The sequence below is a fragment of the Nonomuraea muscovyensis genome (assembly GCF_014207745.1).
In the GTDB taxonomy this organism is placed as follows: Bacteria; Actinomycetota; Actinomycetes; order Streptosporangiales; family Streptosporangiaceae; genus Nonomuraea; species Nonomuraea muscovyensis.
On sequence record NZ_JACHJB010000002.1, the window covers coordinates 523,615 to 539,369 of the forward strand.

Annotated in this window: 15 protein-coding genes and 1 pseudogene; 7 read left to right on the forward strand and 9 right to left on the reverse strand. The window is 73.4% G+C overall.

The annotated features are described in order from the left end of the window. Window positions 1–2 precede the first annotated feature (2 nt). Complete coding sequence (locus FHU36_RS18985; protein WP_185085302.1) at window positions 3–941, forward strand: LysR family transcriptional regulator; 939 nt, start codon at window positions 3–5, stop codon at window positions 939–941. A gap of 22 nt (window positions 942–963) precedes the next feature. On the opposite strand, the gene FHU36_RS18990 is transcribed toward FHU36_RS18985, so the two are convergent. Beyond that, on the reverse strand, window positions 964–1,893 hold the full coding sequence (locus FHU36_RS18990; protein ID WP_185085303.1) for a branched-chain amino acid transaminase: 930 nt from the start codon (window positions 1,891–1,893) through the stop codon (window positions 964–966). A 69-nt stretch (window positions 1,894–1,962) separates the two neighbouring features. Between FHU36_RS18990 and FHU36_RS45705 the strand changes: the two genes are divergently transcribed. Further along, window positions 1,963–3,327 carry an aminotransferase-like domain-containing protein gene (locus FHU36_RS45705; RefSeq protein ID WP_281394311.1) on the forward strand — a complete coding sequence of 455 codons (1,365 nt, stop codon included), beginning with the start codon at window positions 1,963–1,965 and terminating at the stop codon, window positions 3,325–3,327. 33 nt (window positions 3,328–3,360) lie between these two features. Next, window positions 3,361–4,209, forward strand: coding sequence for a MerR family transcriptional regulator (locus FHU36_RS19000; RefSeq protein ID WP_185085305.1), 849 nt, complete (start codon window positions 3,361–3,363; stop codon window positions 4,207–4,209). Window positions 4,210–5,072: 863 nt separating this feature from the next. On the opposite strand, the gene FHU36_RS19005 is transcribed toward FHU36_RS19000, so the two are convergent. Next, window positions 5,073–6,110 (reverse strand): helix-turn-helix domain-containing protein, encoded by a 1,038-nt coding sequence (locus FHU36_RS19005; protein ID WP_221496442.1) that lies wholly within the window; start codon window positions 6,108–6,110, stop codon window positions 5,073–5,075. A gap of 136 nt (window positions 6,111–6,246) precedes the next feature. Here FHU36_RS19005 and FHU36_RS19010 point away from each other — a divergent pair, with 136 nt between their 5' ends. Both FHU36_RS19010 and FHU36_RS19015 read left to right on the forward strand, forming a co-directional pair. Continuing rightward, on the forward strand, window positions 6,247–6,996 hold the full coding sequence (locus tag FHU36_RS19010; protein WP_185085307.1) for an SDR family oxidoreductase: 750 nt from the start codon (window positions 6,247–6,249) through the stop codon (window positions 6,994–6,996). Window positions 6,997–7,090: 94 nt separating this feature from the next. Then, a complete protein-coding gene (locus tag FHU36_RS19015; protein WP_185085308.1) occupies window positions 7,091–7,453 on the forward strand; it encodes a YciI family protein in 363 nt (120 codons plus the stop codon). Between the two features lie 435 nt (window positions 7,454–7,888). On the opposite strand, the gene FHU36_RS19020 is transcribed toward FHU36_RS19015, so the two are convergent. The 5 genes and pseudogenes from FHU36_RS19020 to FHU36_RS47040 all read right to left on the reverse strand — a co-directional run. Continuing rightward, the gene (locus tag FHU36_RS19020; protein ID WP_185085309.1) at window positions 7,889–8,227 is read right to left on the reverse strand and encodes a helix-turn-helix transcriptional regulator; all 339 of its coding nucleotides are present in this window, start codon (window positions 8,225–8,227) and stop codon (window positions 7,889–7,891) included. Between the two features lie 68 nt (window positions 8,228–8,295). Beyond that, window positions 8,296–9,381, reverse strand: a complete 1,086-nt coding sequence (locus tag FHU36_RS19025; protein ID WP_185085310.1) for a baeRF3 domain-containing protein — start codon at window positions 9,379–9,381, stop codon at window positions 8,296–8,298. Beyond that, window positions 9,378–9,971: a hypothetical protein gene (locus FHU36_RS19030; RefSeq protein ID WP_185085311.1), complete on the reverse strand. Its 594-nt coding sequence runs from the start codon at window positions 9,969–9,971 to the stop codon at window positions 9,378–9,380. Before FHU36_RS19030 ends, FHU36_RS19025 begins: the two co-directional genes overlap by 4 nt. Before the next feature lie 59 nt (window positions 9,972–10,030). Further along, the gene (locus FHU36_RS19035) at window positions 10,031–11,092 is read right to left on the reverse strand and encodes a TerC family protein (protein ID WP_185085312.1); all 1,062 of its coding nucleotides are present in this window, start codon (window positions 11,090–11,092) and stop codon (window positions 10,031–10,033) included. Window positions 11,093–11,448: 356 nt separating this feature from the next. Continuing rightward, window positions 11,449–12,300 (reverse strand): annotated as a pseudogene (locus FHU36_RS47040) (Tn3 family transposase); the annotation flags it as partial. Between the two features lie 517 nt (window positions 12,301–12,817). Here FHU36_RS47040 and FHU36_RS19045 point away from each other — a divergent pair. After that, window positions 12,818–13,042: a hypothetical protein gene (locus FHU36_RS19045; protein ID WP_221496443.1), complete on the forward strand. Its 225-nt coding sequence runs from the start codon at window positions 12,818–12,820 to the stop codon at window positions 13,040–13,042. 69 nt (window positions 13,043–13,111) lie between these two features. Further along, window positions 13,112–14,206 (forward strand): serine hydrolase domain-containing protein, encoded by a 1,095-nt coding sequence (locus tag FHU36_RS19050; protein WP_185085313.1) that lies wholly within the window; start codon window positions 13,112–13,114, stop codon window positions 14,204–14,206. Between the two features lie 25 nt (window positions 14,207–14,231). Here FHU36_RS19050 and FHU36_RS19055 read toward each other — a convergent pair whose 3' ends face one another. Both FHU36_RS19055 and FHU36_RS19060 read right to left on the reverse strand, forming a co-directional pair. Then, window positions 14,232–15,113, reverse strand: coding sequence for a sulfite exporter TauE/SafE family protein (locus tag FHU36_RS19055; RefSeq protein ID WP_185085314.1), 882 nt, complete (start codon window positions 15,111–15,113; stop codon window positions 14,232–14,234). 43 nt (window positions 15,114–15,156) lie between these two features. Next, on the reverse strand, window positions 15,157–15,735 hold the full coding sequence (locus FHU36_RS19060) for a rhodanese-like domain-containing protein (RefSeq protein WP_185085315.1): 579 nt from the start codon (window positions 15,733–15,735) through the stop codon (window positions 15,157–15,159). Window positions 15,736–15,755 lie beyond the last annotated feature (20 nt).

Consider the following 15,755-nt stretch of genomic DNA (forward strand, 5'->3'; position numbering starts at 1 on the left):
GCGTGGACCTCGACCTGGCGCAGGTGCGCGCGTTCGTGCTGGCCGCCGAAGAACTGCACTTCGGCCACGCGGCCGAGGAGCTGTCGATCTCGCAGCAGGCGCTTTCCAAGCGGATCGCCCGCCTGGAGTCCACGCTCGGCAGGCGCTTGCTCGACCGCGGCGGCCAGGGGGTGCGGCTCACCGAGGCCGGGCAGCGTTTCCTGGAGCCTGCCCGGCAGACGTTGGCCGCCGCGGACCTGGCCGTGGCGGCGGTGCTGAACGCGCACCGTCCGCTGCGGATCGACGTGTGGGGCCACCTGTACGCGCCCATGCGCACGCTGGCGCAGGTGGCGACCGGCGAGCCGCGGCTGGAGCTGGGGCACGGCCGTGACCTGTCCTCGGTGATCGCCGCGCTGCTGCACGGCGACATCGACGCCGCCTTCGGCCGCGTCCACGCCCCGCTGCCCGGCGGGCTGACGCATCGCCTGGTACGGCTGGAACCGGTGGATGCGATCCTCAGCGCGGATCATCCGCTGGCGAACGCCCCGGCGATCCGGCCGGCGCAGTTGCGTGACGGCGTGCTGTGGGCCCCAGGGGCGCTGCACCGGCTGGACTTCCTGCGCCGCTTCGCCGAGTCCTTCGGCGTCCGCGAGCGCGCCGAGGGCTCGAACCTGGGACTGGACCACTTCCTGGCCGACCTGGCGGTCGACACGCGGCGCTTCGGTCTGCTGCCCGCGGACGTGCCCCTCCCGCCCCGCCCGGCGATCCGCTCGGTCCCGCTGGTCGGCCCCACGCCCCTGTACGCCTGGTCACTGCTCTGGCGCGGCAACGGCGGTCATCCGCTGCTGGACGCCTTGGTGAGCGCGTTCGTGGCAGAGGCTGAGCGCAACCGCTGGCTGGAATACGATCCCGTCCGCGATTGGCTGCCCGAGCGCCACCCCGCCCCATCGGCCACGCCATGACCCGGCCTCCTTGAGCAGCGGATCAGGGGCGCAGGCCGGCTGCCAGGCGAGGTCGTACCGGGGTCAGCCAGTGCCGGTAGCGGGGGTCGCGGCCGTGGGCGGCCGCCTCGTAGGCGGCGGCCAGCGCGCTCGTCACCGGGCCCGGCGCGGTCAGCTCGCGCCCGTCGACCGAGCGCACCGGCACCACCCCGGCGGCGGTGCCGCACAGGAACACCTCGTCGGCGGTGTACAGGTCCGAGCGCATCACGTCGTGCCTGGCCACCGGCATCCCCAGGTCGGCGGCCAGGCGCTCGACGGTGTCCTGGGTGATCCCCTCCAGCGCCCCGGCACTCGCCGGGGGCGTGACGACCCGCCCCTCGCGCACCACGAAGAGGTTGGCGGCGGTGCACTCGCTGACGTGCCCGGCCGCGTTCAGCAGCACCGCCTCGTCGTAGCCGGCCTCGACGGCCTCCGCCTTGGCCAGCACCGAGTTGAGGTAGGGACCCGTGGCCTTGGCCGCCGTCGGCACGACCGCCTGGTCGTTGCGCCGCCACGAGCTGGTCATCAACCGAACGCCCGCGGCCGGCGTCTCCCACTCCCACGTCGCGATCGACACCACCACCGGGTTGGCGCGCGCGGCCAGCCCCAGCTCGCCGTAGCCGCGGTGCACCAGGTGGCGGATGTAGCAGGCGCGGGGGCCGTTGGCCGCGACGGTCTCCAGCGTGGCCGCCGCCAGCTCGTCCACGTCGTACGGCACGCGCATCCCCACGACGCGGGCGCTGCGGTGGAGGCGTTCGAGATGCTCGCGCAGCCGGAAGACCGCCGGACCCTCGCCGGTGTCGAACGCCCGCGTCCCCTCCAGCACACCGGTGCCGTAGTGCAGGGCGTGCGAGAGCACGTGCACGCGGGCCTCGGCCCACGGGACCAGCGTCCCGTCCATCCAGATGTGGCCCGTCTCCTGGCCTGTCTCCATCGCCGCCTCCTCAAGTGGCTCAGCACGTTATGCCACTGGATGACCAAGTGGCAAGCTAAGATGAGCCTCATGGATGCGCTCGTCACGCTGCTCCGCGACCGGCTCCGGCTGCACCAGGGGCCGCCGAGCCGCCGCCTGGCAGGGGCGCTGGCCGACCTCGCCCAGACCGGCGCCCTCGCCCCCGGCGACCGGCTGCCGTCGGAGCGTGAGCTGGCCCAGGCCGTCGGCATGAGCCGGGGCACGGTGGCGACCGCGTTCAACGTGCTGTGCGAGGAAGGGCTGTGCGAGCGCCGCCACGGCAGCGGGACCTACGTGACGCGGACGCGGTCCATGGCGGGCCTGCTCACCGGCGCCGTCCTGCCCGCCGACCTGTCGGCCTCCGTCGTGCCCGATGCCTCCCATCTGGCGATGCCGCCGATCGACCCCGCGGCGCTGCTGCGCAGTCCCAGCGGCCACGGCTACGACGCCATGGGCGACCCGCGCCTGCGCGCCCTGCTCGGCGACGGCGACGGCGACGGCGACGGCGACAGTGGCGACGGCAGCGGTGGCGGCGGTGGCCACGGCGCGGTGGGCGGGCCCGTGCTGGTCACCGGAGGGGCGCAGCAGGGCATCGACCTGGCCGCACGCACGCTGCTGCGGGCGGGAGAGCGGGTCCTGGTCGGCGACCCCACGTACGTCGGGGCGCTCGCGGCGTTCCGCCGGGCCGGCGCGCACAGCGTGCCGGTGGACCTGGCCGACCCCGGTGCGGTCGAGGCCGCATTCGCCCGCCACCGCCCCGCCGCCGTCTACGTGGTCAGCGTCGACAACCCGACCGGCGCCGTACCCCGCCTGCGCCACGTCGCCGAGCTGGCCCGGAGCGCCGGGGTGCCGCTGGTCGAGGACCGCGCCCTGGCGTCCCTCGTCTACGACGGGGCCGCGCCGCCCGAGCCGCTGTCCCTGGTGCACCCCCACGGCACGGTGACGGTGGGCTCGCTGTCCAAGGTCCTGTGGGGCGGCCTCCGGGTCGGCTGGCTGGCCGCCCCGGAGGCGCTGCTGGCCCGGATCACCGAGGTCAAGCTCGACTCCGACCTGGCCACCAGTGCCGTCGCGCAGCGGCTGGCCGCCGAGCTGCTGGAGCACAACCCCGCCGGCCCGTGGGTGGCCGAGCTGGCGCGCCGCCGCGACCGCTTCACCGCCGCCCTGGCGGCCCGGCTGCCCGACTGGTCGTGGGCCGTGCCCGCGGGCGGCCTGTCGGTGTGGGTACGGTTGCCGGGCGCCGACGGCGACCGGTTCGCGGCGCTGGCCCGCGAGGAGGGAGTGGCGGTGGCGCCCGGCTCCCTGTTCTCGCCCGACGGCCGCCACCGCGACCACCTGCGCCTCAGCTTCGCCCCGCCGCCGCCCGTGGCGGACCAGGCCGTGGCGGCGCTCGCGCGGGCCTGGGCCCGGATGCCTTGACCTTGACGCGACGTCAATGTCTTAACTGGGGCCATGCGGATAGGAGAGCTGGCCGCGCTGCTCGGAGTCTCGACCCGGACGGTGCGCCACTACCACCACCAAGGCGTCCTGCCCGAGCCCGCCCGCCGGGCCAACGGCTACCGCGAGTACGGCATGCGCGACGCGATCGCGCTGGCCCGCGTGCGGCGGCTCGTGCAGCTCGGCCTCAGCCTGGGCGAGGCCCGTGACGCCATCGCCGACGACCAGGGCAGGGAACTGCCGGAGATCCTGGCCGAGATCGACGCCGACCTGGCCCGGCAGGAGCGGGAGATCCGCGTCAAACGGGCTCGGCTCGCCGAGCTGATCGGCAAGGCCGAGACGGGCGCGCTCGGGCCCGACGACACGGTGTCGGCCGAGCTGGCGGCCTACCTCCAGCAGGTGGAGGCGCCGGGGTCCGGGGCGGCGGCGTGGGACCGGGACCTGCTGGTGCTGGTCGACAGCATGGGCGGCTCGCACACGGGGGAGTCCCCGTGGGCGACGTTCGCGGCACTGACCGCCGACTCGGCGCTGGCGGCGCGCGGGAACGATTTCTACCAGCGGCTGGACGAGCTGGCCGACGCCGACCCGGCCGACCCCCGGGTCGCGGCCCTGGCCGACGCGCTCGCCGGCTTCACCGTCGAGCACCTCCTGAGCGACGCGTTCCCGGGTTCGTCCGGCTGGGACGTGACGGCCGTCGAGCCGTTCCTCGGCGAGCTGGCCCCGGCCCAGGCCGAGGTCGTCCGCCAGGCGGTCCGCCGCATCTCCGAGCACGTGTCCGCCACCGGGGCGGACCGTGACCAGGCGCCCCGTTCCCGGCCGGAGCCCGGCCCGGCGACCGCGAGCAGAAAGGCGCCCGCCTCGTGACCACGCCTGCCTCACCGAGCACGCCCTCCGGCCGATCCGCTCTCCCCGAGATGCCGGACTTGCCGTTCGATCGGCCCGGCCCGTTCGGGCCGCCGCCGCTCTACGCGCGGCTTCGTGAGCACGGCCCCGTCGCCCGCGTGCGGACCCCGAACGGGCGGCCGGCCTGGCTCGTCACCTCCTACGACGCGGTGGCGGCCGTGCTGGCCGACCGCCGGTTCGGGTTGACGCCGCCCGGCGAGGCCGTACCGGGTCACGACACGCTGTTCCAGGACGGCGAGGCCCACGCACGGCTGCGCCGCCTGGTGTCCGGGGCGTTCAGCCCCCGGAGCCTGGCCGCCCTGCGCCCGCGCGTCGAGGAGCTGGCGACCGGACTGGCCGCCGGCCTCGCCCGTGGTGCGAAGTCCGCCGACCTGGTAGCGGAGTTCGCCGCCCCGCTGTCGATCACGGTGATCGGCGAGCTCCTCGGCGTGGCGATCGGCGAGCGCGATCGCTTCCGCCGCCTCGTGGACGCGGCGAGCGGCGCCGACTTCTTCTTCGGCACGCCGGACGACCTGGCCGCCGCCGCGCGGGCGTACGAGGAGCTCGGCGCCTTCGCCGCCGCCCTGGTCGCCGCCAAGCGCACGGAACCGGCGGACGACCTGCTCAGCAGGCTCATCGCGGTGCGCGACGCGGACGACGGACGGCTCAGCGACGCCGAGCTGGTCGCGATGGCCGCCACGATCGTGTCGGCCGGCTATCTGTCGGCGTCCAACGCCGTCTGCGCCGGAACGCTGCGGCTGCTGGCCGAAGGGCGGCTCGCGGCCCTGGCGTCGGCCACTTCCGAGCAGGTCGCGGCCGTCGTGGAGGAGGTGCTGCGCACGCAGTCAGGGCGGACCGGCGAGCCGTTCCCCCGTTTCGCCCAGGAGGACGTGGAGCTGGCCGGCGCCGCGTTCACCGCCCTCGCCCGGCACCTGCCCGGCCTGCGGCTCGGCACGCCGGCGGGCGAGATCGCGTGGACGAGCGCCGGGGCGGACTCCGGCCCCGCGGCGCTGCCCGTCGCCTGGGACTGACCCCTCCGCGGCGGCGCTGCCGGCGGCCCAGCTCGCCAGGAAGCGCAGCGCCTGCTCGGCGGCCGAGCCCGGCTCGGCCAGGTAGGTGACGAGGGCCTGGTCGGGGTCGTCGCCGACCCTGAGCGTCTCGTAGTCGAGCAGCAGCTCGCCGGCCAGCGGGTGGTCGAGGTGGACCTTGCCGGTCGAGCGTTCCCTGACGTCGTGCTCGGCCCACATGCGCCGGAAGTCGGGGCTCTTCATCGACAGCTCGCCGATCAGGGTGGCGAGCTGCCGGTCGTCCGGATGGCGGCCGGCGTCGAGCCGGACGAACGCGACCGTCTCCCGGGCCTTGTCCTCCCAGTTGCGGTAGAGGGCCCGGAAGGACGGGTCCAGGAACACCAGGCGCGCGCAGTTGAGGCCTTCGGCGGGCAGGTCCGGCTCGGCGTCCGTGCCGCCGAAGAACAGCACGGCGGCCAGGCGGTTGGCGGCGAGCAGCTCGGCGCGGCGGCCGAGGACGAAGGCGGGCGTGCCGGCCGTGTCGAGCATGCGCTGGATGGTCGGCCGCACCCGTGGGGCCGGCCCGCGCGCCGCCGGTCGGGGGCGGGCGAGGTTGCGCAGGTGAGCGCGCTCGGTCGCGTCCAGCACCAGCGCGCGGGCGATCGCGTCGAGGATCTCGTCGGAGGCGTTGGCTGCCCGTCCCTGCTCCAGGCGCACGTAGTACGGCACGCTCACGCCGGCGAGCAGCGCCACTTCCTCGCGCCGCAGCCCGGCGACGCGGCGCCGCTCGCCGTACGTCGGCAGCCCGGCGTCCTCGGGGCGCAGGCGCGCCCGGCGCGATCGCAGGAAGTCGCCCAGTTCGCGGCCTGTGTCCATGCCGTCCAGTATCGGACATCCCGCCGTGGCGGGCCTGACCCTGCCGGTACCACCTTCGCGGGGGTGCTGGCTGCCCCCGTACGGCTCCGCGCAGCATCGAGTCCGGCACATCGGATTTCGAGCACTGGAGCACGCTATGACTGTTGTCTCACCTCTCACCGGCCGGCGCGCCGTCGTGACCGGGGCCTCGTCGGGCATCGGCGCGGCCACGGCCCGGTTGCTCGCCGCGCAGGGGGCGCGGGTGGCGCTGGTGGCCCGCCGCCTGGACCGGCTGGACACCGTGCGCAAGGAGATCGAGAACGCGGGCGGGTCGGCCGTGGCCGTCCCCCTCGACGTCACCGCCGGTCAGATCGACGGCGCGGCGGTCGCACACGAGCTGGGCGGCGTGGACCTGCTGGTCAACGCGGCCGGCATCCTGACGCCGGGCCTGGCGGCGGACGGCCGGATCGACGAGTGGGAGCGCCAGGTCGAGGTGAACCTCACCGGCCTGCTCCGGGTCACCCGGGCGTTCCTGCCGTTCCTCACCGAGGCGGCGTCGGCCGGCGGGCCCGCCGACCTGGTCAACATCTCGTCGGTCGCGGCGAGCAGGGCGGAGTTCGGGGCGGGTGTGTACGCGGCGACCAAGGCGGCCGTCAGCCACCTGTCCAGGAACCTCAGGCTGGAGCTCGCCCCCGGCGGCGTCCGGGTCACCGACGTCCAGCCGGGCATGGTCGTCACCGACCTGCTGTCGGGGTCGGAGCTCGGCACCGCCTGGGCCGAGGACATGAAGACCCGCATCGACCCGCTCGCCGCCGAGGACGTGGCGGAGGTCGTCGTGTTCGCCGTCGGCCGCCCGCCCCACGTCGGGCTGCCGGAGGTGGTCGTGATGCCGGTCAAGCAGACCTGAGACCGCCGCCTGGCGCGGTGTCGATCCGGCGGCCCGTCGTTCGTATAGAGAGGGAAGAGGCACCACACCGCGTTCGCCGAGGAGGCGCATCCAGTTGAAGCACTACCTGCTCAGCATTCAGCAGCCCGACGGAGGCCCGCCCGCGCCCGAGGTCATCGAGCCGATCATGCGGGACGTCGCGGCGTTCAACCAGGAGCTGCGGGAGGCCGGAGCGTGGGTGTTCGGCGGAGGGCTGCACCTGCCGGACACGGCCACCGTGGTGCGCTACGACCACGGCGAGCCGCTCGTCACCGACGGCCCGTACACCGAGGGCAAGGAGCACGTCGGCGGCCTGTCGATCATCCGGGCGGCCGACCTCGACGCCGCCCTGGAGTGGGGCCGAAAGCTCGCCCGGGCGACCACGCTGCCCGTCGAGGTGCGTCCCTTCCAGGGCGACCCCGCGGACCACCTGGCCTAGCGGGCACGTGTCCGGGGAACGGCGGCGGTTCCGGCGTCTCCGGTGACGGGAAGGGAGCGCGTCATGACGGCCGGGTCCGAGAACCTGCTGCGCGGGCCGGCGCCGCAGGTCCTCGGCGCGCTCGTCCGGCGCTACACGCATGTCGCACCCGGGCCAAGCGGCGCATCAGGGGGAGCGGCGTGCCGTTCGGCCATCTTCTGTGCCACAGGGCTGGGCATGCTGTGCACCGCCACGGGCCTGCCTGCTGATCGACGAGGCGCTCGACATCAAGTCAAATCACGTGCAGCGATTGCGCCGTCACGTTATGTGCTGTCAGGGCGGTGGGGCGGTCACCAGGCTGGAGGGGGCTGGGGGCCGCGATTCGTAGGGCGGCCCTCGTCCGTGAGGCTGCAGTTTGGGCGGGGGCTGCCACGCAGACATGCCGCCGTGGGCAGATTACCGGTGTGCATCCGCCGTAGGTGCGGTCAGTGTTTCGGGCCTGGCGTTGGGCGTGGGTGCTTCGGTGGCGTGGAAGACCGCGAGGATCTCTCCGATCTGGTGGTCGCGTTCCAGCGGGTGGCGCAGGGGCAGGGACGGGTTGAGCTGGTAGCGGTTGCGCCGCCCCTCGCGGATGGCGGTGAGGTATCCGGCGGTGGTGAGCTCGGCCAGGATGCGTTGCGCGGCCCGTTCGGTGATGCCGACCCGGGTGGCCACGTCGCGGATGCGCGTACCGGGGTCGCGGGCGATGCACAGCAGCACGTGGGCGTGGTTGGTCAGGAAGGTCCAGTCCGGCATGTCCTCCATGGTAGAAGCACGACTGTCGTAACGCGAACCAGAAGACATGACATGCATGACGGTGGTGATCAGCGGCGGGTGACGAGGGCGACGCCCTGGTGGCCGGCCAGGGCTCCCGGGGTGGTGAAAGCGATCCGGCCGCCCCGGGCGAGCACGAGCTCGATGAGCTCGTCGATGACGTCGGGATGTGCGATGTCGGCGGCGGGGGTGAGGATGTCGCCGTCGTCGGACAACCGGGCGGGGTAGTAGAACGAGTCGTCGACGGCGAGCATCTCGGGCCGCCGGGTGCGGGCGGCTCGCCAGGCGGCGGGCATGCCGGAGGCGACGCGGCCGGCCGTGGTGCGCTGCTGAAGCAGGGCGAGAGCGTCGTCTTGGCGGCGATGCAGGTAGGCATCGAGCACCGCGCGGATGCGGGCGGTCAGCTCGGCCGGCAGGGTGGTGGCCAGGTTGCCGGTGACGGTGCCGGCCAGCCGCTGGCAGTTGGCCGATAGACGGCGGAAGGCGGCGGTGGCGCGCTCGTCGCCGAGAAGCACCAGCGAGGCGGGGTGCAGGCGCAGGTAGGCGCCGAGGGCGGCGTCGACCTGGCGGTAGAAATCCACGGCGGGGGCCTCGCGGGTTGGCCGGTCGGCGCGGCCGGTGGCGGTGCGGCGGCCCGCTGACATCGGGAAGGCCGAGGTGGCGGCGGGCAGCAAGGTGTCGGCGGCGGCCTCCAGCAGCCGGGCGTGCCCGGCGTTGAGGGTCAGCACCAGGTGGCGCGGGGTGCGGTGCAACGCGCGGATCAGGTCGCGGGTGGCGAAGGTGGGGCCGACGACGGCGCGGTCGCGGACGCCCATCGGCAGCCGGATCAGCGCCTGGCTGCCGGCGCTGGCATACACGGCCAGCCCATGGCCTGCGGGGCCGCGGTGGGCTTGGTCGATCAGCGTCTGCAGGCGGCCGATCGCCGGTGCGGCCGCGGCGGGCTGCAGCTCGCTGCGCAGCCGCTGCACCGCCTCGGCGGCCAGCGCGTCCAGCCAGAGCGCGTCGGCGCCGGTGAGCGCGGCGGCCGGGGTGGTGCTCAGCAGCAGGGAGATCGCGGGGTACTCGCGGACCTGTTGCAGGGCGGTGATCTGGGCGGACGCGGGGATCGTGCCGATGCCGGTGGTGGTCATGGTCATGCCTCTTCCTCGGTGCCTGGACAGTCGGTGGTGGCTGAGGGCCGCGGCCGGTGTGTGCCGAGCGCCGCTGTGCTGGCCGCGGTGATTGCCATGGCGGCCGCCTGCGGGGGGAGCGGTGCCAGGCGGCCGGCCGGGTCGTGCAGCGGCGCGGCGGTGACGACGGCGACTGCGGCGAAGCGGTCGACCAGGCGCCGGATCGTGACCAGCGACGGGGTCGGGGCCGGGCCGGCGCGGGTGGGCACGGCCACGATGGTGCGCAGCCACGCCACCCCGGCCGCGGTCAGGATCGGGGTGAGGCGGTCGATCACGGCCAGGCTGTCGGCGTCCTGGCGGCGGGCCCGGACCTGGTGCAGCAGCGGGTTGAGGCTGAAGCCGGTGCCGGTGACCACGGTGGCCGCGATGACCGGGCTGCCCGTGCCGGCCGCCCAGGCGGCAGCGGCCTGGGCCACGGCCAGGTCGGCGGGGCCGCCCGTGAGAACGGCCAGGACCGGCCCGGCGCCCGGGAGGCGGCCGGTGACCTGATGGCAGTACACGCTGACAGGGGCACCGAGGCCGGCGGTGGGCTGGGCGGTGGCGGGTGGGTTGCGCATCGTGGTGCGCTCCTTCCGGCCCCTGGGCGCTCGGCCCGGGGCGTTTCGTGGGCGGATGTTCAGGACGGGTCGTTGACGACGGTGGCGCGGTCGGCGGCCGCTGCGTTGTCCGCACCGGCTTGCGGCCCGTCCGTGCCGGAGGCTGCAGGCGGGTGTGTGGCGGCAGTGCCACCGCCGCTACCGTTTCCGCCGCTGCCGTTTCCAGCGGTGGCGCGGGTGGCCAGCAGGCTCCAGCCGATGGAGACGCCGATGGTGACGACGATGACCCCGAGGGTGACCGGGATGGGCAGCTTGCCGACCGGGGTCTCGGACAGGATCAGCTTGAGGCCGGCGAAGGCCAGCAGCAGCGCCAGGCCGTAGTGCAGGTGCACGAACCGGCGCAGCAGGCCGGCCAGGCAGAAGTACAGACTGCGCAGCCCGAGGATCGCGAATGCGTTGGCGGTCCAGACGATGAAGGTGCTGGTGGTGATCGCGAGGATCGCGGCGACCGAGTCGATGGCGAAGATCAGGTCGGTGGCCTCCACCGCGATCAGCACCACGAACAGCAGCGTGGCCACCCGCTTGCCGTCGATGCGGGTGAAGAACCGGGCGCCGTGGTAGCGGGGGTCGGTCGGTACGACGCGGCGGACCAGCCGTACCACCGGGTTGCGGTCCAGCGGGGGTTGCTGGTCGTGCCGGAAGGCCATCTTGTAGCCGGTGTAGATGAGGAACGCGCCGAACAGGTAGGCGGTCCAGAAGAACGTCTCGAGCAGCTCGGCGCCGACGAAGATGAACACCAGCCGGAAGGCCAGCGCGCCGATGACCCCCCAGAACAGCACCTTGTGCTGGAGTGCGGCGGGGACAGCGAAGGCGGTGAAGATCAACGCGAAGACGAACACGTTGTCGACCGACAACGCCTTTTCGATGAGGTAGCCGGCGAAGTAGGTGCCGGCTACCTGCCCGCCCTGCCACGCCCACAAGATCGCGCCGAAGGCCAGGCCGGCGGCGATCCACACGCCCGACCAGATGACCGCCTCACGGAAGCCGATGACGTGGTTGTCGCGGTGCAGCAGCAGGTCGATGGCCAGCATGACGGCCACCGCCAGCAGCACCGCGGCCCAGGCCCACCAGGTGACAGACAACGGAGAAGACCTCCTCGACCCGGCCGCCGCGCGCTGCGCGGCGGCGCCCTGTGCGGTCGACGGTCTCCCCGGGCCACCGGCGAAGGCGGTGACTGCACCGCCGGGGCCCGGATGGGCTGGGCCCGTACTGACGGCGGTGCGATGACGAGTCGGGTACTCCCCCTCAACTACGATCCAGTATTCACGATATACATTTCGTGTGTCAAGTGTCGGGTATGCCGGGATCGAGAGGGCTCACCCTGGCAGTGACACCCGCCTGCGACCGTACGCTCTGGGCGGGCAGGTGGAGAGCGACGGGCGAGTGCCGTCACGGCACAGGCGACCAGGCGACGGCCGCCAGCCAACGGCACTCGCGATCACGCGGCCAGATCGACGTCGGTGAAGTCGACCTCTTTCAGGAGGGGGTCGAATGGATCTGGCTGACGGCGTAGATCATCGGTGGCGTAGGCGCCGAAGCGGCTGATGTGGGCGCGCAGGTAGGGGGCGATCTGGCCGAGCTGGTCGGTGGTGATCCGCCAGCCTTCGGCGACGAGCTGCCGCACGATGTCGGAGATGTTCAGGGCGTTGTGGAAGATGACCAGGTTGGCCAGCAGGGTGTTGAACTTGATCAGTTTCTCCTGCTCTTCGGGGTCGTTGTCGGCCAGCACGCCGCCGAAGCCGAGCCACTTGGAGAACCCGTTGTAGGACTCGACCTTGTTGGTCGCCGCAGTGACCCGCGCACGGAGCGCCGGGTCGACCAGATACCGCAGCAGGGCGACGGTACGTACGCTGCGGCCGACCTCCCGGAAGGCTTTGTAGACGCGGTTCTTGCGGGAGTTGGACCGCAGCCGCCGCATCAGCGAGGCCGAGGACAGGCGGCCAGGTCGAACCCGAACAGCGTCGCCAGGGCGAAGACCGGGAAGTTCTGGCCCTGGGTGTCGGCGTGCACGGCGGAGGGCTGGATGTCGGAGGCATTCGCAGGTATCGGAGATGTAGTGGTAGGCGATCCCGCCGAATCCTCCGTACCGGATGCTGGTCTCGGCCAGGAGATTATCGATGTGGGTGTCCACCGCGCTGCCATCCCCCAGGCCTTGACCATCCAGCTCAGCGAAGGCGTTGACCACGTCCGCGATCGCGGCGTTCAGCTTCTTCAGGCTGATGTGCCGGTTGCGCACCATGGACAGCTCCCGGGCGGTGACGCCGGCGATGTGCTTGGCCATCGCTGGAGGTGGGCCTTCAGCCGCAGCCTGGCCGCCAGCTCGAACAGCGCCGGTCGGTCCTTCTTGAAGAACCGGTACACCAGCAGTTCGTGCGCATCCCCGTGGAAGGCGGCCACCTCCTCGATGTCGGCCGGCTGGGCGGCGAACCCGCCCCGCCTGCTCCACCGCCGCCCGCACCGCCTGCACGCTGTGGGTCTGCACCACGAGCGCCGACGGCAGTGCGCTCGATCCACGTCATCCCAGGCGTCCCTCGCCTCGCTCCCGGCCTCCAGACGCCGAAACCGTAGCGGCGATCAACCACCCAGAACGCCCTTGTTCACCAAACCGCAACCAAGCTCAAGCGTCCGGACACATCATCCGACAAATACGGCCTCTGACCAGTACCTCAGCACCCACTGCCCCTTTCCCCCGTGCTTGGTTGCCCCCTATCTGATCTTCAACGAAGAGTACGCGAGCACCTCGGGGCCGCGCCTGCACCGGGCCGCACCGGACCGCGGCCTGTGGGACGCCGCGCCATCGCCGAGGGGTGGCGCTGGTCGCGGAGACGCTGCCCCGGGGGATGCCGGGGCCGTACCAGCTCCAGGCGGCGATCCCCGCCCTCCACGACGAGGCGCCGAGCGCGGGGGAGACCGACTGGCCGCAGATCACCGCCCTGTACGAGGTGCTGATGGGCATCACCGACAACCCGGGTGGTCGCGATGCGGGGCCCGCGACGCCGTCCTCGACGCCGCCCGGCGCACGACCTCGCTGACGGGGCTGTACGGTCGCGCTGCCCGCCTACGCTAACCTAGGAGTATTAGGACTCTACCTAGGAGCATTAATGACAGCGAACACGTTGCAGGAGCGCGTGCAGCGGGCCGTCGACGAGTTGGTCGCCTCCGGCCGCGAGCTGGGCGTGCAGGTGGCCGCCTACCTGCACGGCGAGCTCGTCGTCGACGCCTGCGCCGGCGTCGCCGACCCCGGCACCGGCCGGCCGGTCACGCCCGACACGCCGTTCTTCAGCTTCTCCTCCGGCAAGGGCATGACGGCCACCGCCGTCCACGTCCTGGCCGAGCGGGGGGAGCTCGACTACGACCTGCGCATCGCCGACGTGTGGCCGGAGTACGCCCGGCACGGCAAGGGCGGCACCACGCTGCGGCACGCGCTGACCCACTCCGCCGGCGTGCCCGTGCTGCCCGCCGGCATCACCGCCGAGGACTTCACCGACTGGCAGCGCATGTGCGCCGTCGTGGCCGGCAGCGAACCGCTGTGGGAGCCGGGCACGGCCCACGGCTACCACGCGTGGACGTACGGGTGGCTGGTCGGCGAGACCGTGCGCCGCGCCACCGGGCGCACCCTCGCGCAGGTCCTCGCCGAGGACGTCGCCGAGCCGCTGAAGGTGCCCGGGGAGCTGTTCTTCGGCGTGCCCGACGACCAGCAGCCCCGGCTCGCGGTCCTGCGCGACGGCAACTGGTCGGCGGTGCTGGAGCACATCAGCTCCGCAGTTCCCCGCCTCGACCTCGTCGCGCCGCCCGGCGTGCGACCGGACGCCGTGCTGGGCTCCCGGCCCGACGTCCTGCGCGCCGACGTGCCCGCGGTCGGCACGATGACCGCCCGCGCGGCGGCGAGGATGTACGCCGCGCTCATCGGCGAGGTCGACGGCGTCCGCCTCGTCTCTCCCGAACGCCTGGCGGAGATGACGGCGGTGGCGGTCCAAGGGCCGGACTGGGTGTTCGGCGCCGACGCCCCGCGCACCCTCGGCTACGCGCTCGAGGCGGGTGGCGCCATGTTCGGCGCGAGCGGCAGCGGGGGCAGCCTGGCCGGAGCCGCCCCCGCCCTGGGCCTGTCGGTCGCCGCCACCAAGAACCTCCTCACCGCCGGCGACGACGACCCGATGGAGGACCTGCGCGCGCTCATCCTGGAGGCGGTGTCGTAGGGGTGCGGCCACGGCGAGCCCGAGGTCACGGCTTCGACCATGACGACCGGTCCTCGTGCAGCGGGTGTTTCCCGGCGATCGACCGGCGTCGCCACAGCACGAGAGCGACGGCGGCCGCCAGCGCCGCCCCGGCGACGGTCCAGGCGCTGTGCAGCAGCGCGGGCGGTGCCTGCTGGACGAGGACGAAGGCGCCCATGGCCAGGACGAACCAGCCGAACGCCTTGCGCAGCCGATCGGCGTTGATCCGCCCGGCGAAGCCGCCGCCGATGAGCCCGCCGACGACGGCGGCCGCCGTCACGGGGAGCGCGAGCGACCAGTCGATCGTGACGCTGTGCAGGTATCCGGCCAGGCCGGCCAGGGACTTCATGGCGATGACGACCAGAGAGGTCCCCACCGCGACACCCATGGGCAGGCCGCCGAGCAGAACCAGCGCGGGCACCACCAGGAAGCCGCCGCCCGCGCCGACGAGCCCGGTCACCAGGCCGACGACGACGCCTTCGGCGATCACGTGCAGGACGGGCAGGTCGCGATGGGCGGGCCTGGCGCGCGGAGTGGTGCGGTCGCGGATCATGGCGACCGCGGTGGCGAGCATCATGCCCGCGAAGGCCGCCATGAGCAGCGCCTCGGGCAGGTACGGGCCGATCAGCCCGCCCCCGTAGGCGCCCGCCATGCCGGCCGCGCCGAAGATCAGTCCGGTTCGCCAGCGGATGCGTCCGGCCCTGGCGTGGCCGACGGCGCTGACCGCGCTGGTGACGGCCACGACGAACAGCGACATGGCGATGGCCGCCTTGGTCGGCACGCCGGCGAGGTAGACCAGCACCGGCACGGTAAGGATGGACCCTCCGCCGCCGAACAGGCCGAGCGTCATGCCGACCACGACGGCGGCGGCGAGGGTCAAAGCGATCATCGATACTCCCGGGGGTATGTAGCAGTCATACGACAGCCGCGGTTCACGCGCCCGCCCGCGAGGAACCCTGGCGCAGACGGGCGATGGCGGCCTCCACGTCCACGCCACCGGCTCGGTTGTAGGGCAGCTTGGCCAGCATCATGCCCATGGCGCAGGTGTCGGTGAGGGCCGCGAACGTCAGGCCCGCGCCGACGAACCCGGCGACGAACACGGCGGGCGGGGCCCAGAGGCTCGCCACCGCTGCGGTGAGCACGATGCTGCCGGCGACGAGCCGGACTTGTCGCTCCAGCGACCAGCGCGCCCGGCCGCGGTTGACCGGCGCTCCGGAGGCGATCCAGCTGTTCATGCCGCCGTCCAGGACCACGACGTCGGACAGCCCGGCGTCGCCGAGTGCCGTCCTGGCGCGTTCGGCCCGGTTGCCGGACTGGCAGATGAGCAGCATGCGGCCGCCGGCGCCGGTGACGATGCGTTGCAGGTGGGCGTCGACCTGGTCGAGGGGCAGGTTGATGGCGCCCTCGATGTGGGCGGACTCGAACTCGGCGGAGGTGCGTACGTCCACGACGAGGACGTCGGGGTTGGCCGCGATCAGCGAGCGGGCGGAGGCGGCGTCGATACGGGACACGAAGGTTCTCTCCTGGTCTG